The 22220-nt window shown below is 71.5% G+C and carries 18 protein-coding genes; 11 read left to right on the top strand and 7 right to left on the bottom strand.

Annotation, left to right across the window (positions count from 1 at the left end):
• Positions 1-149: 149 nt before the first annotated feature.
• Together ACFWBT_RS20400 and ACFWBT_RS20395 are read right to left on the bottom strand one after the other, a co-directional pair.
• Positions 150-767: a TetR family transcriptional regulator gene (locus ACFWBT_RS20400; RefSeq protein ID WP_385702172.1), complete on the bottom strand. Its 618-nt coding sequence runs from the start codon at positions 765-767 to the stop codon at positions 150-152.
• Positions 764-1588, bottom strand: coding sequence for a sugar phosphate isomerase/epimerase (locus ACFWBT_RS20395; protein WP_356751968.1), 825 nt, complete (start codon positions 1586-1588; stop codon positions 764-766). Before ACFWBT_RS20395 ends, ACFWBT_RS20400 begins: the two co-directional genes overlap by 4 nt.
• A 206-nt stretch (positions 1589-1794) precedes the next feature.
• On the opposite strand from ACFWBT_RS20395, the gene ACFWBT_RS20390 reads away from it, so the two are divergent.
• On the top strand, positions 1795-1929 hold the full coding sequence (locus tag ACFWBT_RS20390) for a hypothetical protein (RefSeq protein WP_385702170.1): 135 nt from the start codon (positions 1795-1797) through the stop codon (positions 1927-1929).
• A 377-nt stretch (positions 1930-2306) separates the two neighbouring features.
• Here ACFWBT_RS20390 and ACFWBT_RS20385 read toward each other — a convergent pair whose 3' ends face one another.
• Positions 2307-3239, bottom strand: a complete 933-nt coding sequence (locus ACFWBT_RS20385) for a Ppx/GppA family phosphatase (protein WP_385702168.1) — start codon at positions 3237-3239, stop codon at positions 2307-2309.
• A 125-nt stretch (positions 3240-3364) separates the two neighbouring features.
• Between ACFWBT_RS20385 and ACFWBT_RS20380 the strand changes: the two genes are divergently transcribed.
• Entirely contained in the window at positions 3365-4204 is an 840-nt protein-coding gene (locus ACFWBT_RS20380; RefSeq protein ID WP_385702166.1) for a hypothetical protein, read from the top strand.
• Positions 4205-4257: 53 nt separating this feature from the next.
• Here ACFWBT_RS20380 and ACFWBT_RS20375 read toward each other — a convergent pair whose 3' ends face one another.
• Positions 4258-6078, bottom strand: a complete 1821-nt coding sequence (locus ACFWBT_RS20375) for a hypothetical protein (RefSeq protein ID WP_385702163.1) — start codon at positions 6076-6078, stop codon at positions 4258-4260.
• Positions 6079-6444: 366 nt separating this feature from the next.
• On the opposite strand from ACFWBT_RS20375, the gene radA reads away from it, so the two are divergent.
• Both radA and disA read left to right on the top strand, forming a co-directional pair.
• Entirely contained in the window at positions 6445-7854 is a 1410-nt protein-coding gene (gene radA, locus ACFWBT_RS20370; RefSeq protein ID WP_385702161.1) for a DNA repair protein RadA, read from the top strand.
• A gap of 68 nt (positions 7855-7922) precedes the next feature.
• Positions 7923-9047, top strand: coding sequence for a DNA integrity scanning diadenylate cyclase DisA (gene disA / locus ACFWBT_RS20365; protein WP_385702159.1), 1125 nt, complete (start codon positions 7923-7925; stop codon positions 9045-9047).
• A 151-nt stretch (positions 9048-9198) separates the two neighbouring features.
• On the opposite strand, the gene ACFWBT_RS20360 is transcribed toward disA, so the two are convergent.
• Entirely contained in the window at positions 9199-10032 is an 834-nt protein-coding gene (locus tag ACFWBT_RS20360; protein WP_385702156.1) for a hypothetical protein, read from the bottom strand.
• Positions 10033-10223: 191 nt separating this feature from the next.
• Between ACFWBT_RS20360 and ACFWBT_RS20355 the strand changes: the two genes are divergently transcribed.
• From ACFWBT_RS20355 to cseC, 5 genes are all read left to right on the top strand, one after another.
• The gene (locus tag ACFWBT_RS20355) at positions 10224-11141 is read left to right on the top strand and encodes an A/G-specific adenine glycosylase (protein ID WP_385702154.1); all 918 of its coding nucleotides are present in this window, start codon (positions 10224-10226) and stop codon (positions 11139-11141) included.
• Positions 11142-11392: 251 nt separating this feature from the next.
• Positions 11393-11932: a SigE family RNA polymerase sigma factor gene (locus tag ACFWBT_RS20350; protein ID WP_266761288.1), complete on the top strand. Its 540-nt coding sequence runs from the start codon at positions 11393-11395 to the stop codon at positions 11930-11932.
• Positions 11920-12570: a hypothetical protein gene (locus ACFWBT_RS20345; protein ID WP_385702152.1), complete on the top strand. Its 651-nt coding sequence runs from the start codon at positions 11920-11922 to the stop codon at positions 12568-12570. The genes ACFWBT_RS20350 and ACFWBT_RS20345 overlap by 13 nt, the downstream gene beginning before the upstream one ends.
• A gap of 19 nt (positions 12571-12589) precedes the next feature.
• Entirely contained in the window at positions 12590-13297 is a 708-nt protein-coding gene (gene cseB, locus ACFWBT_RS20340; protein ID WP_385702149.1) for a two-component system response regulator CseB, read from the top strand.
• A gap of 8 nt (positions 13298-13305) precedes the next feature.
• Positions 13306-14841, top strand: coding sequence for a two-component system sensor histidine kinase CseC (gene cseC / locus ACFWBT_RS20335; protein WP_385702147.1), 1536 nt, complete (start codon positions 13306-13308; stop codon positions 14839-14841).
• Between the two features lie 308 nt (positions 14842-15149).
• On the opposite strand, the gene ACFWBT_RS20330 is transcribed toward cseC, so the two are convergent.
• Positions 15150-16760, bottom strand: a complete 1611-nt coding sequence (locus tag ACFWBT_RS20330) for an MDR family MFS transporter (protein ID WP_385702145.1) — start codon at positions 16758-16760, stop codon at positions 15150-15152.
• A gap of 183 nt (positions 16761-16943) precedes the next feature.
• On the opposite strand from ACFWBT_RS20330, the gene ACFWBT_RS20325 reads away from it, so the two are divergent.
• A complete protein-coding gene (locus ACFWBT_RS20325) occupies positions 16944-17540 on the top strand; it encodes a TetR/AcrR family transcriptional regulator (RefSeq protein WP_385702143.1) in 597 nt (198 codons plus the stop codon).
• A gap of 78 nt (positions 17541-17618) precedes the next feature.
• On the opposite strand, the gene ACFWBT_RS20320 is transcribed toward ACFWBT_RS20325, so the two are convergent.
• Positions 17619-18335 (bottom strand): M23 family metallopeptidase, encoded by a 717-nt coding sequence (locus ACFWBT_RS20320; RefSeq protein WP_385702141.1) that lies wholly within the window; start codon positions 18333-18335, stop codon positions 17619-17621.
• 713 nt (positions 18336-19048) lie between these two features.
• Here ACFWBT_RS20320 and ACFWBT_RS20315 point away from each other — a divergent pair.
• Positions 19049-22180 (top strand): NACHT domain-containing protein, encoded by a 3132-nt coding sequence (locus tag ACFWBT_RS20315; protein WP_385702139.1) that lies wholly within the window; start codon positions 19049-19051, stop codon positions 22178-22180.
• Positions 22181-22220 lie beyond the last annotated feature (40 nt).

Genomic DNA, 22220 nt, shown 5'->3' with positions numbered 1-22220 from the left:
GGTCGAGCGTACGCCGGTGCTCCAGGATCCGGACAGGCCGTCCGGATCTCGGGACGCGCATCTCGCCCAGCGGCCGTCCTTGCGGGACATACGTGCAGGTCAGCGGCGTTTCGGGGAAGCGGAACCGCCTCGGCGGCGGGTCTGCTCGCTCATGGGTTCGTCAGGTGTCCCTGCACCACGGGCGCCACCCTGGCCACGATGCGCTCCAGGTCCACCGAGGCGAGCGGCTCGACCTTGATCACATAGCGCAGCATCGCGACCCCGACCAGCTGGGCCGCCGCCAGTTCGGCGCGCAGTTCCGCGTCCGGGACGTCGAGCCGGCCCGCGATGCGGCGCAGCAGCTGCGCGGCGACGAGACGGCGGAAGACGGCGGCCGCGGTGTCGTTGTTCACGGCCGAGCGGACGATCGCCAGCAGCGGGGTACGGCTCGTGGGGTTCTCCCAGACGCCGAGGAAGAAGCGGGTCAGGCGTTCCCCGACGCCGTCGAGAGGCCCCTCGACGATCGTGTCGGGGGCGCCGAGCGCGGGGGCCATGGCTCCCTCGACGGCCGCCTCGAAGACCTGTTCCTTGGTGCCGAAGTAGTGGTGCACGAGGGCGGAGTCCACGCCGGCGGACTTGGCGATGCCGCGGACCGACGTCTTCTCGTACCCGCGCTCGGAGAACTCCTCGCGGGCCGCCTCCAGGATGCGGTCACGGGTGGCGGGGCCGGACTCCGTCTGCGTACGCGTGGGGCGTCCCCGGCCGCGGCGGGGGGCGGCGTCCGTCATCCCCGGGGCACCTTCACGGCGGACGCGAGGTGGAGCCGGGTGAAGGCGAGGGCCTCCGCCAGGTCGGCCTCGCGCTCGGCGCTGGACATCGCGCGGCGGGTGTTGACCTCGATGACGACGTGGCCGTCGAAACCGGACTGCGCGAGGCGGTCCAGAAGTTCGGCGCAGGGCTGGGTGCCGCGGCCCGGGACCAGGTGCTCGTCCTTGTTCGAGCCGTTGCCGTCGGCGAGGTGGACGTGTCCGAGGCGGTCGCCCATGCGGTCGATCATCTGCAGGGCGTCGGTGCGGGCGGTCGCGGTGTGGCTGAGGTCGATCGTGAAGTGCCGGTAGTCGTCCTTCGTCACGTCCCAGTCAGGGGCGTACGCGAGCATCTCGCGGTCGCGGTAGCGCCACGGGTACATGTTCTCGACGGCGAACCGTACGTCCGTCTCGTCGGCCATGCGCCAGATCCCGGTGACGAAGTCACGGGAGTACTGGCGCTGCCAGCGGAACGGGGGGTGGACCACGACGGTGCTCGCGCCGAGCTTCTCGGCGGCCGCCTTCGCGCGCTGGAGCTTGGTCCAGGGGTCGGTGGACCAGACCCGCTGGGTGATCAGCAGACAGGGGGCGTGGACGGCGAGGATCGGCATCCGGTGGTAGTCGCTGAGGCGGCGCAGCGCGTCGATGTCCTGGCTGACGGGGTCGGTCCACACCATGACCTCGACACCGTCGTACCCGAGGCGCGCGGCGATCTCGAAGGCCGTCGCCGTCGACTCCGGGTACACGGACGCCGTGGACAGCGCGACCTTCGCATCCGGGATGCGCACCACTGGTTCTGCCACGAGGGACAGCGTACGGGGTGCCTCCGGCGGTTGGGCGAGGGGCGGCGAGCTTGGCCGGGAGGCTCCTGCGGGCCCCAGGCGGGGGTGGGTTGGCCTCCGGCCGGGGGGTGGTCCGGCCTCCGACCAGGAGTGAGTCGGCCTCCGGCCCGGGGTGCGGCGGGCGTCTGCCCGGAGGGCTCGGGGCCCCGGCCGGGGGCGCTCTCGTGATGGACGCCACGACGCCGGCCGACTGGTCCGTGACGGACGCCACGGGCACCGGCGGTGCGGGCGCTCGGCGCGGCGGGCACCGGCGGCGCCGGGTGATCGACGCCACGGGACCCGGCGGGACACTCCTGACGTGATCGGCGTCACGCCCCGGCGGGACACTCCTGACGTGATCGGCGCCAGGACACCCATGGGTGCTCCCGGCGTGATCGGCGGGTCGTACACGCCCCATCGCCGTGGGTGGGACTGACATCGGGCGACCGTCCGCCGTGCCGGGCTGGTCGCGCCGTTCCCCGCGCCCCTATGGGGCGCCATCCCTGAGGCCCGGTTCCGGGCCTCGCCGGGCGGGCGCGGCCTCGCCGTGTCGGGGGACATCGGTGGGCGACCGTCCGCCGTGCCGGGCCGGGCGCGGCGTTCCCCGCGCCCCCCGGTTCTGGGCGTCGCCGGGGCGGGGGAAGCTGCCTTCGGGGGGCCTCCTCCGGGCCCGCCCCCCCCCTTCCTTCTGTTCTGTTTCTTACTCCGATGCCATCTGGTCCAGGCGGCGCAGGATGACGCCCTCGCGCAGGGCCCAGGGGCAGATCTCCAGGGTTTCCACGCCGAAGAGGTCCATGGCGCCCTCGGCGACCAGGGCGCCGGCGAGGATCTGGGCGGAGCGGCCCGGGGAGACGCCGGGCAGTTCGGCCCGTTCGTCGGCCGTCATGGATGTGAGGCGGGGGACCCAGTCCTCCAGGGACCGGCGCTTGAGCTCGCGCTGGACGTACAGGCCGTCCGTGGAGCGCGCGGCCCCGGCGATGCGGGCGAGCTGCTTGAACGTCTTGGAGGTGGCGACCACGTGGTCCGGCGCGCCGAAACGGCTGAACTCACCGACCGTCCGGGCGATCTGGGCCCGCACATGGCGGCGCAGGGCCCGCACGTCCGCAGGGTCCGCCGGATCGGTGGGCAGCCAGCCCGCGGTCAGGCGGCCGGCGCCGAGCGGCAGCGACACGGCCGCGTCCGGCTCCTCGTCCATGCCGTACGCGATCTCCAGGGAGCCGCCGCCGATGTCGAGGACGAGCAGCTTGCCCGCCGACCAGCCGAACCAGCGGCGGGCCGCCAGGAACGTGAGCCGGGCCTCCTCCGCGCCGGTGAGGACCTGCAGCTCGACATCGGTCTCGGCGTGCACCCGGGCAAGAACCTCGTCGGCGTTGCTGGCCTCGCGTACGGCCGACGTCGCGAACGGCAGCAGGGCCTCGACACCCTTGTCCTCGGCGGCCTCCAGGGCGTCCTGGACGGTCTCGATCAGCTTGTCGACGCCTTCGGGGCCGATCGCCCCGCTCTCGTCGAGCAGTTGGGCAAGCCGCAAATCGGCCTTGTGCGAATGCGCGGGCAGCGGGTGGGCGCCGGGGTGGGCGTCCACCACCAGCAGATGCACTGTGTTCGAACCCACGTCGAGGACACCGAGTCTCATGGACGGAACGCTACTGCCCACACGGCGATTCACGTGGGGCGGGGCGAAGGCCCACGTCGAACGGTGCTCCGCGGACAGGGGACGAGGCGTCCCCGGAGCGGGCAGAAGCGACTTACCCTGGACGCGTGCCAAAGACGAAAAAGGCGAAGCCTGACAAATCGGCCACCGGTTCTTCGCAGGCGAAGGCCACGAAGCCCAAGAAGTCCGTGAAGAAGAGCGACGAGAAGGGGCTCGACTTCGCTCGCGCATGGGTGGAGTTTCCTGACCCGGCCGATGACGAGCAGGTCTTCCGGTGCGATCTGACGTGGCTGACCTCTCGCTGGAACTGCATCTTCGGGAGCGGCTGCCAGGGCATCCAGGCGGGCCGCGCCGACGACGGCTGCTGCACGCTGGGCGCCCACTTCTCCGACGAGGACGACGAGAAGCGGGTGGCGGGGCACGTGGCCCGGCTCACGCCGGAGATCTGGCAGAACCATGACGTGGGCGTCGAGACGGGCTGGGTGTCGCAGGACGAGGACGGCGACCGCCAGACCCGCCCGTACCAGGGCTCCTGCATCTTCCAGAACCGTCCCGGCTTCTCCGGTGGCGCGGGCTGCTCGCTGCACATCCTGGCCGTCAAGGAGGGGCGCGAGCCGCTGGAGACCAAGCCGGACGTCTGCTGGCAGCTGCCCGTGCGCCGCACGTACGAGTGGATCGACCGGCCCGACGACACCCGGGTGCTCCAGGTCTCCATCGGTGAGTACGACCGCCGCGGCTGGGGCCCGGGCGGCCACGACCTGCACTGGTGGTGCACGTCGGCGACCTCGGCACACGGCGCCGGCGACCCGGTGTACGTCTCGTACCGTCCGGAGCTCGTCGAGCTGATGGGCAAGGCGGGATACGACCGCCTGGTCGAGCTGTGCGAGGCACGGCTGGCCTCGCAGCTGCCGCTGCTGGCACCGCATCCCGCGGATCCGGTGGGCTGAGCCCGGAGGGGCCCGCACCGCCGCACGTCCCGCTTACGGCCGGTGGCCGGGCCCTACGAGGGGTCCGGGTCACCGCTGTCGCCCGGCGGCGACGTCGAGCCGCCCGGGTCCGAGGAGTCCGAGTCGGTCGGAGTGGGCGTCGGCGTCGGATCGCTCGGATCAGGGGACGGGTCCGGGCTGGTCGGGGGCTGGGTGGAGCCCGGCCCCGAGGGGCTCGGGTCGCTCGGGGTGGGGGCGGGGTCGTGGGCACCGGGGTGGGACGGACCCGCTTTCCCGTACCCGGCGATGGTGACCATCGCGCCCGCCGGGGAGATCGACACCCGCGCGCTCCAGTGGCCCGCCGGCTCGCGAAGATGATCGACGTACACCTTGATCGTCAACGACTCGCCCGGGTCGAGCGTTCCCGAGTACTGGCTGAGGTAGAGCCAGGACGCGCCGGTGCGCGCCGACCAGTGGACCGGCGAACTGCCGGACGCGGTCAGCGTGACCAGGGTCGTGTCGCCGTCGGTGCCGGCCGCCACCGAGAGGTGCCCCGCGTTCCGTCCCGGGGTGCTTCCGGGGGCGCTGACGACCTCCACGGAGACATCCGGCGAGCGGCTGCCCTTGGTGAATCGGGCGTCGGGTCCCGCGCTGGCGTTGCCGGCGTTCTCGTAGCCGCCCCCGCGCCCGTCGTCCAGACCGTCGGGGTCCTGGGCCTCGCTCGTGGTGGCCGGGCGGCCGTCCACACCCTCGCCGACCAGGGGCGCGCCCCGGTACGCCGCCCAGAGGGCGAGAACGGGCGCGGCGACGACGGTGGCGACGATCGTGGTCGTGACGGCACGCGCGCGCAGCCGGTCCCTCCGGGCGGCGTGGTCCTTGGGATCCATCGGGAAACCGCGCCGGTCGAAGCGTGGGGCGCTGCCCCGCGCGCGGGGGGCGTGCGCCATGGCGACGCGCAGGGCCGCGTGCGGGGCCTCCAGGACGGGGAGCGCCGCGGGCGTGACGCTGGTGCCGGGCCAGGCGCCGGGGACCGCGCGCTCGGCGGTGCGGCGGCAGCGCGGGCAGTCGTCGACGTGCCGGACCAGTTCGCCGCGCAGGGTGGTGCTCAGCACGAGCTGGTTGTCGCCGGTGAGCCGGGCCACGCTGGGGCAGGCGCCGGTCTCCACCACGGCGAGGGCCGCGCGGGTGCGTTCGACCTCGCAGGCGGCGGAGGCGAGCAGCTCGCGCGCGGTGGCGAGGTCCATGCCCAGGACGGCGGCGACCTCGTGGGCGGCGAGCTGGTGGCGTACGGCGAGTTCGAGCGCCTCGCGCTGCTCAGGGGTGGTGCCGGCGGCCTCCGGCCAGGCCAGCAGGCCGAGTTCGTGCCGACGGTGGGTCCGGACCTCATCGGAGACGGGCGCGGCGCTCAGGGCCTCGGCCGCGCGCCGGTCGGCGGCGGCCTTGTGGGCTCCCTTCTGTGCGGCTTCCTTCTGTGCGGCTTCCTCGTGGGTGCTCCGAGAGGCGCCCCGGGGGTCGCTCTTGCGCGGGGCGGACCGCCCGGAGGCGTGCGCCGCCTGCCGCTTGCGCCGCGCTTCCGTGAGCTTGCGCAGGCAGGACCAGCGGGCCAGCGCGTAGAGCCAGGCCCTGCGGTCGGCGGCGGACTCGGGGCCGCGCTGGCCGCGCCGCTCGGCCAGCGCGAGGGCGTCGCCCAGGGCAGCGGTGGCCGCGTCGTGGTCGCACAGCACGGACAGGCAGTAGGTGAACAGGCCGTCCAGGTAGGGCTCGTAACGCGCGGGGGGACGCTGGGCCAGGGTGCGGGGGGTCGCGGCACGGGGCACGGCCGCCCGCTTGCGCGCGGCTCCGTGCGCCCGGTGTGCGCCGGTGGTGTGCGTGGAGGTCTCCGAACTGCTGCTCATCACCCGTGCGACCGTAGGTGCCCGAGGGCGGCCCCTTCCTCCCCCTTGAGCACATTTAATCCGTACGGGTGAAACGATCCCTCATAAGGGGACAGGAACCCCCGACCCCTGGCCTGGGCCGTCACGGATGGCGATGGCAGGCGATGGCAGATGGGGGCGCGATGGCTCCGCGGAGGGCTCGGTCGCACGGGGGTGGGAAGGGGGCATGGGGGCTCGGTGCACGGGCTGCGGCGGCTCGGGGAACAGGGCCGCGGCGGCCGGGAGCCGAGGTGCGGAGGATCGAGTCGGACGGGGACCGGACGGGGGCCGGGGCCGGGGTGCACCGGCGCGTGCCGGGTTGTCAGTGGCTCCGGCTACGGTTCGGTCATGGCTGCCCGTACGAAAACCGCGAAGGACCGGCCGTCCTACCGCTGCACCGAGTGCGGCTGGCAGACGGCCAAGTGGCTCGGCCGCTGCCCCGAATGCCAGGCCTGGGGGACGGTCGAGGAGTACGGCACGCCCGCTGTCCGGACGACGGCACCGGGGCGGGTCACCACGTCCGCGGTGCCCATCGGACAGGTCGACGGCCGTCAGGCCACCGCCCGCAGCACCGGCGTGCCCGAGCTGGACCGCGTCCTCGGCGGCGGTCTCGTGCCCGGAGCGGTCGTCCTCGTCGCGGGTGAGCCGGGCGTCGGCAAGTCCACGCTCCTCCTGGACGTGGCGGCCAAGTCCGCGAGCGACGAGCACCGCACGTTGTATGTGACGGGCGAGGAGTCGGCGAGCCAGGTGCGGCTCCGCGCGGACCGCATCAAGGCGATCGACGACCACCTCTATCTCGCCGCGGAGACCGATCTGGCGGCCGTCCTCGGCCACTTGGACGCGGTGAAGCCGTCCCTGCTCATCCTGGACTCCGTCCAGACCATCGCCTCCCCGGAGATCGACGGCGCACCCGGCGGCATGGCGCAGGTCCGCGAGGTCGCGGGCGCGCTCATCCGTGCCTCCAAGGAGCGCGGCATGTCCACCCTGCTTGTGGGCCATGTCACCAAGGACGGCGCGATCGCCGGACCCCGGCTGCTCGAACACCTCGTGGACGTCGTCCTGTCGTTCGAGGGCGACCGGCACGCGCGTCTGAGACTCGTCCGAGGCGTCAAGAACCGATACGGGACGACGGACGAGGTCGGCTGCTTCGAGCTGCACGACGAGGGCATCACCGGCCTCACCGACCCGTCGGGGCTCTTCCTGACGCGCCGCACCGAGCCCGTCCCCGGCACCTGTCTGACCGTCACCCTCGAAGGCCGCCGCCCCCTGGTCGCCGAGGTGCAGGCGCTCACGGTGGACTCGCAGATCCCCTCCCCGCGCCGTACGACGTCCGGCCTGGAGACCTCCCGCGTCTCGATGATGCTCGCCGTTCTGGAGCAGCGCGGGCGGATCAGCGCACTCGGGAAGCGGGACATCTACTCGGCGACGGTCGGCGGCGTGAAGCTCTCCGAGCCCGCCGCGGACCTCGCCATCGCGCTCGCCCTGGCCTCCGCGGCGAGCGACACCCCGCTGCCCAAGAACCTCGTGGCGATCGGCGAAGTGGGGCTCGCGGGCGAGGTCAGACGGGTCACGGGCGTCCAGCGCAGGCTGTCCGAAGCACACCGTCTGGGGTTCACCCACGCGCTCGTGCCGACCGATCCCGGCAAGGTCCCGGCGGGCATGAAGGTCCTGGAAGTGGCCGACATCGGCGCGGCGCTGAGCGTGCTTCCGCGCTCGCGTCGCAGAGAGGCCCCACGGGAAGAGGAGCAGCGCCGGTAGACTTTGCCCTGGTCTCGCCCGTCCGTACGAACCGAGCGCGACCGGAAACCCGCGACCGGAGGAGTGCAGTGGCAGCCAACGACCGGGCAGCAGCTCCCGGAAAGTCCGGTGGGAGCTCCGGTGCCGATGGCCTGATGCGCGCCGCACTCAGCGCCGTGGCACCTGGTACGGCACTTCGTGACGGGCTCGAACGGATTCTCCGCGGCAACACGGGCGGACTCATCGTGCTCGGCTCCGACAAGACCGTCGAAGCGATGTGCACGGGCGGTTTTGTCCTGGATGTCGAGTTCACCGCGACCCGTCTGCGCGAACTGTGCAAGCTCGACGGCGGCATCGTGCTCGACAAGGACATCACCAAGATCCTTCGGGCGGGCGTCCAGCTGGTGCCCGACCCGACGATCCCGACGGAGGAGACGGGCACGCGGCACCGCACCGCGGACCGGGTGAGCAAGCAGGTCGGCTACCCCATCGTCTCGGTCTCCCAGTCGATGCGCCTGATCGCCCTGTACGTCGGCGGTCAGCGCCGCGTCCTGGAGGACTCCGCCGCGATCCTCTCGCGCGCCAACCAGGCCCTCGCCACGCTGGAGCGCTACAAGCTCCGCCTGGACGAGGTCGCGGGAACGCTGTCGGCGCTGGAGATCGAGGACCTCGTCACCGTCCGGGACGTCTCCGCGGTCGCCCAGCGTCTGGAGATGGTGCGCCGCATCGCCACCGAGATCGCCGAGTACGTCGTCGAGCTGGGCACCGACGGGCGTCTGCTGACCCTCCAGCTCGACGAGCTGATCGCCGGCGTCGAGCCCGATCGCGAGCTGGTCGTCCGGGACTACGTTCCCGAGCCGACCGCCAAGCGTTCCCGCACGGTCGACGAGGCACTGTCCGAGCTGGACGCGCTCAGCCACGCGGAGCTCCTCGAACTCTCCACAGTGGCGCGGGCGTTGGGTTACACCGGCTCTCCGGAGGCGCTCGACTCCGCGGTCTCCCCGCGCGGTTTCCGCCTTCTCGCCAAGGTGCCGCGGCTGCCGGGCGCGATCATCGACCGGCTCGTGGAGCACTTCGGCGGGCTCCAGAAGCTGCTCGCCGCGAGCGTGGACGACCTGCAGACGGTCGACGGCGTGGGCGAGGCCCGGGCGCGCAGCGTCCGCGAGGGCCTGTCCCGGCTGGCGGAGTCGTCGATCCTGGAGCGTTACGTCTAAAGGCTGCCGTCCGGATCACGCCGCGGACGCGGGGCGGGGTCCGGCACGCACGTCTGCGGCGTTGCCGTCCGGATCGCGCCGCGGACGCGGGCGGGTCCCGGAAGTCGGCGTGGCCCCTGCACGGACAGGGGCGGACCGCCCCTCGGGACCCTCAGTCCTTGGAGAGTACGAACGACGTCTGCGCCTTCGCCAGGCCCGGCGTCTTCGCCTCGACCAGGTACGTGCCGGCGGGAGCCGCACCCGGCGAGGGCGTCGCGCACTCGGGGGCAGAAGCCTTGCGGTCCCACTTCACCGTGTAGGTGACCTGGTCGCCGGCCGAGACGCGGTAGAGGACGCCCGCGGCATTCTTCGGGCAGTCGTCCGAGGCCCAGATGTCGTCGTCGCTGCCCGCCTGAGTGATCGTCAGAACGGTGTTCTTCGGGCCGAGATCGACCTTGCAGTCGCTGCCCGAGGAGTTCTTGGCGACGAGCTCGATCGTGGGCTGCTCGCCGGGGGCGTACGTGTTGCGGGCGCTCTTGAGCGTCAACTTCACCTTGCCCGCGGTGCAGTTGGGGAGAGTGGAACCGGCCGGGAGCTGATCGGCCGATCCGCCACCGGTGCCGACCCCTGCGCCGGAACCGCCGCCGGCGCTCGCGCCGGAGCCCTCGGAACCGCCGTCGGAGCCGTCGCCGGATCCCCCGTCGCTTCCGCCGGAACCCCCGTCACTACCGCCACTGCCGTCACCGCCGTCACTGCCGCTCGACTCGTCGCGGCCGCCCGGGTGTTGGCTGATCGCGGGACCCGAACCGGAGGGACCCGGCGTGATCGAGGGCGCGGGGTTCTTTCCGTTCGACCCACCGGAGTTGTTGTTGCCGCCCCCGCCGCCGGTACTGACCACCCAGACCGTGAGCAGCGCCAACAGCGCTACCACGGACAGCAGAACGGCCCTCCGACGCCAATAGATGGTGGAGGGGAGCGGCCCGACCGGATTGCGCAGAGATCCCACGGCGCAAACTGTACGAGAGATCCGCCGCGCGACTGGCCCCACCCGCCGCCCTGGTCGCAACTTTTCCGGATCATCATCTCGGCAGACGGCCTTCCCGGCGCCTCGACAAACACCGAGGGCGGTCTTTCACCACCGCCCGCCCCGGCGTCGTCCCCGCATCCCCGCCACCGCATGGCAGGATCGATAGCGCCATGACTGCACCCACCAAGCCCACCCAGCCCACCCGGAACGCTTCCGGCGAGGACCTCCACACCCCCGTCATCGCCTGGTTCGACGAGCACGCCCGCGATCTGCCCTGGCGGCACCCCGATGCCGGCCCCTGGGCGGTGATGGTCAGCGAGTTCATGCTCCAGCAGACCCCGGTCAACCGCGTACTGCCCGTGTACGAGCAGTGGCTGGCCCGCTGGCCGCGCCCCGCCGATCTGGCGAAGGACGCTCCTGGGGAAGCCGTCCGGGCCTGGGGGCGGCTCGGTTACCCGCGCCGCGCCCTGCGTCTGCACGGCGCCGCGGTGGCCATAACGGAGCGGCACGGCGGCGACGTACCGACGGAGCACGCCCAGCTGCTGGCGCTGCCCGGTATCGGGGAGTACACGGCGGCCGCCGTCGCGTCGTTCGCGTACGGCCAGCGGCATCCCGTCCTGGACACGAACGTCCGCCGGGTCTTCGCCCGCGCCGTCACCGGCGTGCGGTACCCGCCGAACGCCACCACCGCCGCCGAGCGCAAGCTCGCCCGTGCCCTGCTTCCCGAGAGCGAGAGCACGGCGTCGCGCTGGGCCGCCGCCTCGATGGAGCTCGGCGCGCTGATCTGCACGGCGAAGAACGAGACGTGTCACCGCTGCCCGATCGCCGCGCAGTGCGCGTGGCGGTTGGCCGGCAAGCCGGAGCACGAGGGACCGCCGCGCAAGGGGCAGACGTACGCGGGCACGGACCGCCAGGTGCGCGGCAAACTGCTGGCCGTCCTGCGGGAGGCCCATGCGCCGGTTCGGCAGTCCGCGCTGGACCGCGTGTGGGACGAACCGGTCCAGCGGGCCCGGGCGCTCGACGGACTCGTCGCCGACGGACTGGTGGAGCCGCTCCCGGGTGGTCTGTATCGGCTGCCGATGACATAGCGGAGGCGCCGAACCAGCATCAATCCGGACGTACACCCCCTCCGCCTTACCCCGCGCCTACAACCGTTACACAACCGACGGACAGCCGAGTGCCGGCCGCAGGCTGGCTCGGACAACCCCGTGACAACGCCTCCGTAGCTTCATTGCCGTACCGCAGGAAGGACCGCAACAAGCGGTCGCGGAGCGGCGGTTCGCAGGCAATGGACAACCGGCAGCAGGCAGGTCGGAAACGGGGATGGAGGCGGTTGATCATGGCGCACGGCGAGGTGCTCGAATTCGAGGAGTACGTCCGCACGCGACAGGACGCGCTGCTGCGCAGTGCCCGCCGCCTGGTCCCCGACCCGGTCGACGCCCAGGACCTGCTCCAGACCGCGCTCGTCCGGACGTACGGCCGCTGGGACGGCATCGCCGACAAGCGACTGGCCGACGCCTACCTGCGCCGCGTCATGATCAACACCCGCACCGAGTGGTGGCGCGCCCGCAAGCTCGAAGAGGTGCCCACGGAGCAGCTGCCGGACGCTAGCGTGGAGGACGCCACCGAGCAGCACGCGGACCGCGCGCTGCTGATGGACATCATGAAGGTGCTGGCACCCAAGCAGCGCAGTGTCGTGGTGCTGCGACACTGGGAGCAGATGTCCACGGAGGAGACGGCCGCCGCACTCGGCATGTCGGCCGGAACGGTCAAGAGCACGCTGCACCGGGCACTGGCCCGGCTCCGCGAGGAGCTGGAGAGCCGCGACCTGGACGCCCGCGCGCTCGAACGTGAGGAGCGGGAGCGTTGCGCGGCCTAGGAGTTCGGGGCAGACAGGCCCTGAAGGCGGGGAGTTCGGCGGCTGCCGGGCTCACCGCCCTCGGTCTTTTCGTGACCGCGTGCGCCACCGGCGGCACCGGCGCCCGCGACGAGGGCCCGGCGGGCAGCGACGCGGTCGCCAAGGGCGGTGCCGCACCGGTCGTCTCCGGCTCGCCCACCCGGGCGCCGAAGCGCGCGGACGCGGTCAGGATCGTCAAGGCCGACCCGGCGGTCAGCACGGCGGTCAAGCGCGACCTGAAGCCGTGCGTCGCCGACGAGTACCCGGTCGACGTGTCGTACGGGGACCTGACCGGCGGATCGTCGAACGACATCGTGATCAACGTGATGACCTGTGCCGACGCCGTGGGCGTCGGCTCGTACGTCTATCGCGAGGAGAACGGCAGGTACCAGAATGTCTTCAAGGCCGAGGAACCGCCGGTCTACGCCGAGATAGACCGCGGCGATCTGGTGGTCACCCAGCAGCTGTACGAGAAGGGCGACCCGGTGTCGTACCCCTCCAGCGAGGAAGTGATCACCTACAGCTGGTCCGCGACGCGGTTCGCCGAGCAGTCCCGGATCCACAACGACTACAGCAACGCGGTGGGCGGCGCGAGCTCGCCCTCCCCCGACGCGAACTGAGAGCGGACGGAACAGCCGGATGGCAGAGCAGACCCACGTCCTGTTCGTCGAGGACGACGACGTCATCCGCGAGGCCACGCAACTCGCCCTGGAACGCGACGGCTTCGCGGTAACGGCCATGCCCGACGGGCTGTCGGGCCTGGAGGCGTTCCGTGCCGACCGCCCCGACATCGCCCTGCTGGACGTGATGGTCCCCGGGCTCGACGGCGTCTCACTGTGCCGCCGTATCCGCGACGAGTCGACCGTGCCGGTCATCATGCTGTCCGCGCGCGCGGACTCGATCGACGTCGTGCTCGGCCTGGAGGCCGGCGCCGACGACTATGTGACCAAGCCCTTCGACGGCGCCGTGCTGGTCGCCCGGATCCGCGCGGTGCTGCGCCGCTTCGGGCACGCGAGCGGCGGGCAGGGAGCGGGGACCGAGGGGGCCGGGTCGCTGGACGGCGGGATGCTCGCCTTCGGTGACCTGGAGATCGACACCGAGGGCATGGAGGTACGCAGGAACGGTACGCCGGTGGCCCTGACGCCCACCGAGATGCGGCTGCTCCTGGAGTTCTCCGCGGCGCCCGGGACGGTGTTGAGCCGCGACAAGCTGCTCGAACGGGTGTGGGACTACGGCTGGGGTGGGGACACCCGGGTGGTCGACGTCCATGTGCAGCGGCTGCGTACGAAGATCGGCCAGGACCGTATCGAGACGGTCCGCGGCTTCGGCTACAAGTTGAAGGCCTGAGCACGGGTATGCGGGGGATATTTCAGCGCTCGGCTCCGGGGAAACCCTCGGTTCCGGGTCAGGGACCGATTCCGGGGAGACGCCGGGACGCGGGCGGGGGCACGACCACGGGCCCGCGCGCCGGCACCGCCACCGGCAGAGACGGCACCGCGACCGGCAGAGGCGCCGGCGGGGGCAGAGGCAGAGGCAGAGGCAGAGGCCTCAGTATCGGCATCGACCGGGGCACGGATTCGGGTACGAGCATTCGTACAGGCATCCGGTGGAAGCTCAGCACGGCGATCGCCCTGGTCGGCGCGCTGGTCGCGATCGCGCTGAGCCTGGTCGTGCACAACGCGGCCCGTGTCTCGATGCTGGACAACTCGCGCGACCTGGCCGACGAACGCATCCAGCTCGCCCAGCGCATGTACGGGCCGGGCCGGACGCCGCCGTTCGGGGCCACGATCGACGATCCCTCCATTCCGGCGGACCTGCTGGCGAAGGTCTCGGAGGGGCGGCGGGCGACCTATGTCTCCGCGGGCGCGAACGGTGTTCCGGACATCTGGGCCGCCGTACCGCTCAGGAACGGCCAGGTGCTGTCCTGGCACGAGCGGTTCACGGACCGCAACGCGGACGTGATGAAGGACCTCGACCAGGCGCTGATCATCGGCTCCATCGCGGTCGTCTTCGGCGGCAGCGCCCTCGGTGTGCTGATCGGCGGCCAGCTCTCGCGTCGCCTGCGCAAGGCGGCGTCCGCCGCGAACCGGGTCGCCAAGGGCGAGACCGACGTCCGCGTCCGGGACGCGATCGGCGGTGTCGTGCTCGACGAGACCGACGACCTCGCGCGCGCCGTGGACGCCATGGCCGACGCGCTCCAGCAGCGCATCGAGGCCGAGCGCCGGGTGACCGCCGACATCGCCCATGAACTGCGCACACCGGTGACCGGGCTGCTCACGGCTGCCGAGCTCCTGCCGCCCGGCCGCCCCACCGAGCTCGTACGGGACCGGGCGCAGGCCATGCGCACGCTCGTCGAGGACGTACTGGAGGTCGCCCGGCTCGACGGTGCCTCCGAGCGGGCCGAGCTGCAGGACATCATGCTCGGCGACTTCGTGAGCCGGCGGGTGGCCGCCAAGGGCGCCGACGTCGAGGTGCGCGTGGTGCACGAGTCGGAGGTCACGACGGACCCGCGCCGCCTGGAGCGTGTCTTGCTCAACCTTCTCGCGAACGCCGCCCGGCACGGCAGGCCGCCGATCGAGGTCACCGTCGAGGGGCGCGTCATCCGCGTCCGCGACCACGGTCCCGGCTTCCCCGAGAAGCTCCTCGCCGAGGGGCCGAGCCGGTTCCGCACCGGCAGCGCCGACCGCGCGGGCGACGGCCACGGACTCGGCCTCACCATCGCCGCGGGCCAGGCTCGGGTGCTCGGCGCGCGGCTGACCTTCCGCAACGTACGGCCCGCCGGGGCCCCGGACGACGTACCCGCCGAGGGCGCGGTCGCCGTCCTGTGGCTGCCGGAGCACGCGCCGACGAGCACGGGGAGCTACCCGATCCTGCCGCCGTCCGGGAAGTAGCCGGAGGGCACGAGCCCTGTCCCAGGGGCTGTCCCGGCAGCCCTGGGACGCTCCAGTCCTGGTCCGGGTCGAGGCCGCCGCCCTCGCGGCGCTGCGTGGAGGAGAACCGGTCACGTCCTCGGCCGGCCGCGGCTGCCGCATTCGGTCCACGTTCCGTATCCCGTGCCACTGACAGTCACGTGGAACGGGATACGGAACGGAGCCGGAGCGAGGGACGGCACGGGAGAAGGCCCCCGGGGCGGACAACGCCGGGGGCCTTCGGTGCGAGGAGTTCGGGGGCCGGCGGAAGGACCTGCCCCGCGGTCAGGTCAGACCGGCTCGGCGAGCGGGACCTGGGGTGCCTCGTCCGGCGCCCCGTCCTCGGCGGGCTTGGGCGCTCCCGCTCCCTTGAGGGCGACCTCCTTGACGAACACCGACGAGATCATCACGATCACGGCCACCGACGCGCCCAGCAGGAAGGCCGAGTGCGTACCGGCCGACACCGCGTGCTGGTAGGCCTCGCGCGCCGCCGCCGGCAGCTTCGCCAGGCTCGCCGCGTCCAGCTGCGGGGACTGCTCGGTGATCTTCGAGCCCAGCGCACCGGCCTTCTCGGCCATGACGTCCTTGACGCGGTTGTTGAACAGCGCGCCCATGACGGCGACACCGAACGACGAGCCGAGCGTACGGAACAGGGTGGAGGAGGAGGACGCGACGCCCATGTCCTTCATCTCCACGCTGTTCTGCGCCACCAGCATGGTGACCTGCATCAGGCAGCCCATGCCCAGGCCGAGGACGGCCATGTAGACGCCGGACATGAAACGGGTGGTGTCCGTGTCCATCGTCGACAGCAGGTAGAGGCCGACCACCATCAGCACACCGCCGATGACGGGGAAGATCTTGTAGCGGCCGGTGGCGGTGGTGACCCGCCCGGCGACCATCGACGTCACGAGCATCGCGCCCAGCATGGGCAGCAGCAGCAGACCGGAGTTGGTCGCGGACGCGCCCTGTACCGCCTGCTGGTACAGCGGCAGGAACAGCGTGGCGCCGAACATGGCGAAGCCGGTGACGAAGCCGATGATCGACATCAGCGTGAAGTTGCGGCTGCGGAAGATGTGCAGCGGCAGGATCGGCTCGGCGGCCTTGGTCTGCCAGAAGACGAACCCGACCAGCGCGGCGACACCGAGGCCGATGAGCTCCATGATCCGCGCGGACGACCAGGCGTACTCCGTGCCGCCCCAGGTGGTGACGAGGACGATGGAGGTGATGCCGATGGTCAGCAGCGCGGCACCGAGGTAGTCGATGCGCGTCTCGGACCGCTTCTTCGGCAGGTGCAGGACGATGCTGATCGCGGCGAGCGCGACCGCGCCGAGCGGCAGGTTGATGTAGAAGGACCAGCGCCAGCCCCAGTTGTCGGTGATGGTGCCGCCGATCAGCGGACCGCCGATCATCGCCAGGGCCATGATGCCGGCCATCATGCCCTGGTACTTGCCGCGCTCACGGGGCGGGATCAGGTCACCGATGATCGCCATGACGCCGACCATGAGACCGCCGGCGCCGAGACCCTGGATGGCCCGGAACCCGATCAGCTCGCCCATGTTCTGGGCCATGCCGCTCAGCGCGGAGCCGATCAGGAAGATCACGATCGACGACATGAAGGAGCCCTTGCGGCCGTACATGTCGCCGACCTTGCCCCAGATCGGGGTGGAGGCAGCGGTGGCGAGGGTGTACGCCGTCACGACCCAGGAAAGGTGTTCGAGTCCGCCGAGCTCACCCACGATGGTCGGCATGGCGGTGCCGACGATCATGTTGTCGAGCATCGCCAGCATCATCGTGAGCATCAGCGCGAGCAGGACCACGCGCACGCTGCGCTGCGGCTTCTCGCCCTCGGCCGGTTTCCCGGCATCGGCGACCGGTTCGGCCGCCTTCGTCTTGTCCGCCATCGTTCCCACTCCCCTAAGTACTTCTGCCGCCGTCCGGCTACTTACTTGCCGACCGACAAGCTGACTACACTCAGGGAAAATAGCCTCGCAACTAGCCGGGCGTCAAGTAAGTAGGACTAGTTTTGCCAGCCGGTCGACAGGTAAGTTTCAGGGAGCGCGAGGCATACGAGGATGGGCGGCACGATGGACGGCACCAAGCGGCAGCGCCGGGGCGACACGCGGCAGCGCATCCAGGACGTGGCCCTCGAACTTTTCTCCGAGCAGGGCTACGAGAAGACCTCACTGCGCGAGATCGCCGAGCACCTCGACGTCACCAAAGCGGCGCTCTACTACCACTTCAAGACCAAGGAAGAGATCCTCATCAGCCTCTTCGAGGATCTGACGAGGCCGCTCGACGAGCTGATCGAGTGGGGCAAGCAGCAGCCGCACAGCCTGGCGACCAAGCAGGAGGTGCTGCGCCGCTACAGCGACGCCCTCGGCGGCGCGTCCCCGCTCTTCCGCTTCATGCAGGAGAACCAGGCGACGGTGCGCGAGCTGAGCATCGGCGAGACCTTCAAGGACCGCATGATCAGCATGCTGGAGATCATCAAGGAGCCCGAGTCGCCGCTGACCGACCAGGTCCGCTGCATCAGCGCGCTCTTCACGATGCACGCCGGCATGTTCGTCCTCAAGGACGTCGAAGGCGACCCCGAGGACAAGCGCAAGGCTGTCCTGGAGGTCGCCATCGATCTGGTGACACAGGCCCACGGGGGCGGAGCGGCCGGAGGCGGAGCTTCGTAGCGCCGCTTCCGACGCCGGGGCTCCGCCTCGGGCTCCGCACCTGGGCTCCGCGCCGGGTCACCGGCGCGGGCAGGCGGATCAGACCTTGACGCCCTTGGCACGCAGGAACGAGGCCGGGTCGACGGCCGAACCGTAGTTGGCGGTCGTACGGATCTCGAAGTGCAGGTGCGGGCCACTGGAGTTGCCGGTGTTGCCGGACAGGGCGATGTGCTGACCGGTGGCGACGACCTGGCCGATCTTCACGTCGATGCGCGACAGGTGGGCGTACTGCGAGTACGTGCCGTTGGCGTGCTTGATGACGACGGCGTTGCCGTACGCCGGACCGTCACCGGCGCCGTTGCCGCCGGCCTTGACTATGGTGCCACCGTGCGCGGCGACGACGTTGGTGCCCAGCGGCACGGCGAAGTCCTGGCCCGAGTGCTTGTGGGACCACATGCCGCCGGCCTGGTTGAAGGAGGCGGACAGGGTGTACTTCGCCACCGGGTCGACCCAGGAAGCGGCCTTCTTGGCGACGGACTTCTTGGCGGACGCCTTCGCTGCGGCGGCCTTCTTGACGGCCGCGGCCTTCTTGACGGCCGCAGCCTTCTGCGCGGCGGCGGCCTTCGCCTGAGCGGCCGCCTGCGTCTGCACGGCGTTGGCTGCGGTGACGGTACCGCTGCTGCTGAGGCCGGTTTCGGCGGCGGTCGCGACCCCTGCGCCCAGAACGACCGAGGCGCCCAGACCGACGGCGAGAACGGCCGCCCGAGTGCGGACCATGGACGTAAGGGACTTGCGGGACGTGACGCGCTTCGACATGAATACCTCGTGGAGACGGGGACAGGGACTGAACAACCACTCCGGTGCACTGGCGGCCACCGAGCGGGCCATTCATTGGTAACCCGCACCCCCAGGGGCACTCAAACGGCCTATCTACGACGTGAGCTAGTACTTCACCGCAAAACTTGATGAACCTTGACACCCTGGACATCTCGCACGGGATCTTGCCGTTTTTGCCCGAGAAACCAGGTTTAGCCCCACTTCGGGCCAGCACATCCCTTGCTAAACCTGCCCTCGGCCCATCCGTCTCCTCGGGGTGCGGATCGACCCTCGAACCCCGGGCCGAAGGTCCTTTTTGTCCGATTTCGCGTCTCCACTATTCGCCCTAGTACCGGACAAACCGCCTGTGCGTCATGTCACCGGGCCCCCGGATTCAGGGGCCCCTGAATGTGACGCGGGCTACGCTGCGGCCCCTGTTTTCAAGGGCCTTGGGGAGCCGATCGGCCCTCCCCGACCGCCCGGATGCCCGCCCCGCCGTCCTCATGGCACGGATGGGCCCTGACCGCGCCTCTGTGACCGCTCCAGGCGGGGGCCCCGGACGGCGGGGCGCCGGACGGCTCCCTGCCGGGGGCGCCCGCGGCCGGGGCCTGTCGCGACCGCCCGGGCTGGTGCGCCACCGCGCCCTGCTGTGTGGATCAGCTGTCAGAACATACGGTTGTCCTTCAGGCTCAACGTTCTCCCGGGGGATCGTCATGGACCCAGTAGCCGTCGGCACCCGCCTGGCCTCCAGCGTGGCCGCGCCTCTCGTCAGAAAACTCTTCGTGACGGAGGGCCCGGGGGCCGGGCTCGTCGACAAGCCCGTACGCATCTCCGCGTTCGTCTCCTTCAAGGGCGAGAAGCGGGTCATCGGCGAGAAGGAACTGGCCGCCCTTTCCGCCGAGTTGGTCGGCCGGGCAGTGCGGGCCGGGGAACGTCCGATCCCCGCCGACGAGGAGCGGGCCGTCGTCCACGCCCTCGCCGCGACCCTGCACGGCCTGGGCGACCTCACCATGACGGACATCCAGGCCGTGGAACTCGGCCACCGCGCGCTCGCCCTGCGCCTGCGCGCGGCGAGCGGGAACCCCGACCGTGACCTGTCCTTCGACGCGACCCTGTTCTACGAGGGGCTGCTCGACACGGCCTGCCTCCACATCCTGCACTTCTTCACCCAGCGCTCGACCTTCGCCGCCCGCACCCTCGTGGAGCACAGCCGCAGACAGCGCGAACTCATCGCCAAGGTGGACGAGTTGATCGCCCGCACCCCCATGGCGGGCGGCACCGACCAGGCCTTCGAGCAGCGCTATCTCGCCCAGGTCGCCACCAAGCACAGCCACCTCACCATCTACGGCATCGACCTCGTCAACTCCCCGGAACGCTGGCCGCTGGACGCCGCCTACCTCAGCCTCCAGGCCGTACGACCCGGGGGAGACGAGGAGACCGCTTCCTCGGACGGTGTGCTCATCGCGGCGGCCGGCTCCTCCCTGCCCGCCGAACAGGCCCTGTCGGAAGAGGACTTGGTGCTCCTGCGCGGCGTGGCCGGTTCCGGAAAGACCACGCTCGTGCAGTGGCTCGCGGTGACCGCGGCACGCGGAGAGCGGGGAGACCGCATCCCCTTCGTTCTCCCTCTGCGCACCCTCGTCCGCCGCCCGGACGGCCTTCCGTCCCCCGACGCCTTCCTCTCCGCCGTCCGCGTCCCCTTCCACGCGACCCAGCCCGGCGGCTGGACCGACCGGGTCCTCGGCCAGGGCCGCGGCCTGCTGCTCGTCGACGGCCTCGACGAGATCCCCGAACGCGACCGTGAGCGCACCCGCCGCTGGCTGCGCGAGCTCCTCGACGCCTACCCCGGCAACCAGTGGCTGGTCACGTCCCGTCCCTCGGCCGTACGGGAGGACTGGCTCGCCCCCGACGGATTCACCGAACTGGTCCTCTCGCCGATGACCGGCGACGACGTGGCCGCGTTCATCCGCCGCTGGCATGCCGCGGCACGCCTGGACGCCTCGGACACGAACCGCCTCGACGGCTACGAGCGTTCCCTCCTCGACGCCGTCCGGACCAAGCCGGACCTCGGCCGCCTCGCCACCAACCCCTTGATGTGCGGGCTGATCTGCGCGCTGCACCGTGACCGACGGGGTTATCTGCCGCACGGCAGACAGGAGTTGTACGACGCCGCGCTCTCCATGCTGCTGTCGCGCCGTGACGAGGAGCGCGACATGTTCGTGCGGGGAGGCGATCACGACGGCATCCATCTCACGGAACTTCCGCAGATCCAGCTTCTGCAACGGCTCGCCTACTGGCTCATCCGCAACGGCCGGGTGGAGATGGACCGCGAACGCGCCGAACGCATCGTCGCCGATGTGCTGCCCTCGCTCCCGGCCGCCGCCCACCAGGGCGACGCCTCGCAGGTACTGCGTCATCTCATCGTCCGCAGCGGCCTCCTCCGTGAACCCACCCTCGGCACCGTCGAGTTCGTCCACCGCACCTTCCAGGACTACCTGGGCGCCAAGGCCGCCGTGGAGGACGGGGACTTCGGTCTGCTGGTGCGCAACGCCGGGGAATCCCAGTGGGCGGACGTGATCCGGATGTCCGTCGCCCATGCCCGCCCCCGGGAACGGGCCGATCTGCTGGGTGCCATGACCGACTCGGCGACCCGGCTCGACAGGGCGTCCGCGACCCGCGTACGGCTTCTCGCCCTCGCCTCGCTGGAGCACGCCACGCAGCTAGCCCCCGAGGTGCGGGCCGCCGTGGAGGGCGACGCCGCCGCCCTCATCCCGCCGAGGACGTCCGAGGAGGCCCGTGCCCTGGCCGAGGCCGGCCCCCTCGTCCTGGAGCTGCTGCCCGGACCGGAGGGGCTGACCGAGGCCGAGGCCCGAGGTGTCGTGGTCACCGCCTCCCTGATCGGCACCGACGCGGCCGTCCCCGTACTGGCACGCTTCCGCTCGCACCCGGCCCTGTCCGTACGGGCCCAGCTCACCTGGGCATGGCACCGGTTCGACACCGAGCGCTACGCCTCCGAGATCATCGCCCAGCTGGACCCGGCCGGCCTCTACTTCACCGCGCACTCGACCGCCCAGCTCCACGTGCTGCGCGAACTGGGCGGCCGACCCAGGCTGCAGATCGTCGGAGACATCGACTCGGCGGAGCTGCGCTCCTGTCTCCCGCCCGACCAGGTGACACGTCTGGCGCTGCGGTACAACAACCGTCTGCGCGACCTGGACTTCCTGACGGCGCAGCCGCGGCTGGAGCAGCTCAACCTCGATCAGTGCACGGGAGTCGACGATCTCGCGCCCCTCGCGGAGCTGCCGCTGCGAGGGCTGTTCCTGCTGCCCGCCTCGGAACGGACCCCGGCCCCCAGCGGCCTGGCGGGGCTGACCTCGCTGCGTGACCTGAACATCGGGCACCGGCTCAGGGGCCGGTCGCTGAGCGAGACCCTCCCGCTGAACGCCCAGCTGGAAATCCTCACCTTCGGGCAGGGCGTACTCCGCGACACCGGGATGCGGGGGCTGCGCCACTGGCAGTCGCTGCGCACCCTGTGGCTGAGCCGGGTGCCCGGCGAACTCACCCCCGACGACTGGTCCGAGGCCGCCGCGCTGCCGCGGCTCAGAGAGCTGCGGATCCACCGGGCCGCCCTGGGTTCCCTCGGGTCGGCACCGCCGCTGCCGGGCGTCGAGCACCTGGAACTCAGAAAGCTGCTGGGGACCGAGGACCTGTCCGGGCTCCGGTCCGTGGTGCCGAACCTGCGGACGGTCTATTTCGTCCTCAATTCGGACACCGGCACCGCATCGGAGCATCTCTCGGGTCAACTGCCGGGCGAACACACGACGATCACGACCCATAACGTTCTGTGACCCCTTCCCTTCCGCCCCTCCCCTCCCCTCCCCTCAAGAA

The organism is Streptomyces sp. NPDC060027, assembly GCF_042737005.1.
In the GTDB taxonomy this organism is placed as follows: Bacteria; Actinomycetota; Actinomycetes; order Streptomycetales; family Streptomycetaceae; genus Streptomyces.
Note: the sequence above shows the minus strand (reverse complement) of the source record. Positions and strands in the feature narration are given on the sequence as shown.

Bases quoted from the DNA above. Each gene is read 5' to 3' on its own strand.
- ACFWBT_RS20400 (WP_385702172.1), bottom strand. From the start codon at position 767: ATGACGGACGCCGCCCCCCGCCGCGGCCGGGGACGCCCCACGCGTACG.
- ACFWBT_RS20390 (WP_385702170.1), top strand. From the start codon at position 1,795: ATGGACGCCACGACGCCGGCCGACTGGTCCGTGACGGACGCCACGGGC.
- ACFWBT_RS20385 (WP_385702168.1), bottom strand. From the start codon at position 3,239: ATGAGACTCGGTGTCCTCGACGTGGGTTCGAACACAGTGCATCTGCTG.
- ACFWBT_RS20375 (WP_385702163.1), bottom strand. From the start codon at position 6,078: ATGAGCAGCAGTTCGGAGACCTCCACGCACACCACCGGCGCACACCGG.
- radA (WP_385702161.1), top strand. From the start codon at position 6,445: ATGGCTGCCCGTACGAAAACCGCGAAGGACCGGCCGTCCTACCGCTGC.
- ACFWBT_RS20355 (WP_385702154.1), top strand. From the start codon at position 10,224: ATGACTGCACCCACCAAGCCCACCCAGCCCACCCGGAACGCTTCCGGC.
- ACFWBT_RS20350 (WP_266761288.1), top strand. From the start codon at position 11,393: ATGGCGCACGGCGAGGTGCTCGAATTCGAGGAGTACGTCCGCACGCGA.
- cseB (WP_385702149.1), top strand. From the start codon at position 12,590: ATGGCAGAGCAGACCCACGTCCTGTTCGTCGAGGACGACGACGTCATC.
- cseC (WP_385702147.1), top strand. From the start codon at position 13,306: ATGCGGGGGATATTTCAGCGCTCGGCTCCGGGGAAACCCTCGGTTCCG.
- ACFWBT_RS20330 (WP_385702145.1), bottom strand. From the start codon at position 16,760: ATGGCGGACAAGACGAAGGCGGCCGAACCGGTCGCCGATGCCGGGAAA.
- ACFWBT_RS20325 (WP_385702143.1), top strand. From the start codon at position 16,944: ATGGACGGCACCAAGCGGCAGCGCCGGGGCGACACGCGGCAGCGCATC.
- ACFWBT_RS20320 (WP_385702141.1), bottom strand. From the start codon at position 18,335: ATGTCGAAGCGCGTCACGTCCCGCAAGTCCCTTACGTCCATGGTCCGC.
- ACFWBT_RS20315 (WP_385702139.1), top strand. From the start codon at position 19,049: ATGGACCCAGTAGCCGTCGGCACCCGCCTGGCCTCCAGCGTGGCCGCG.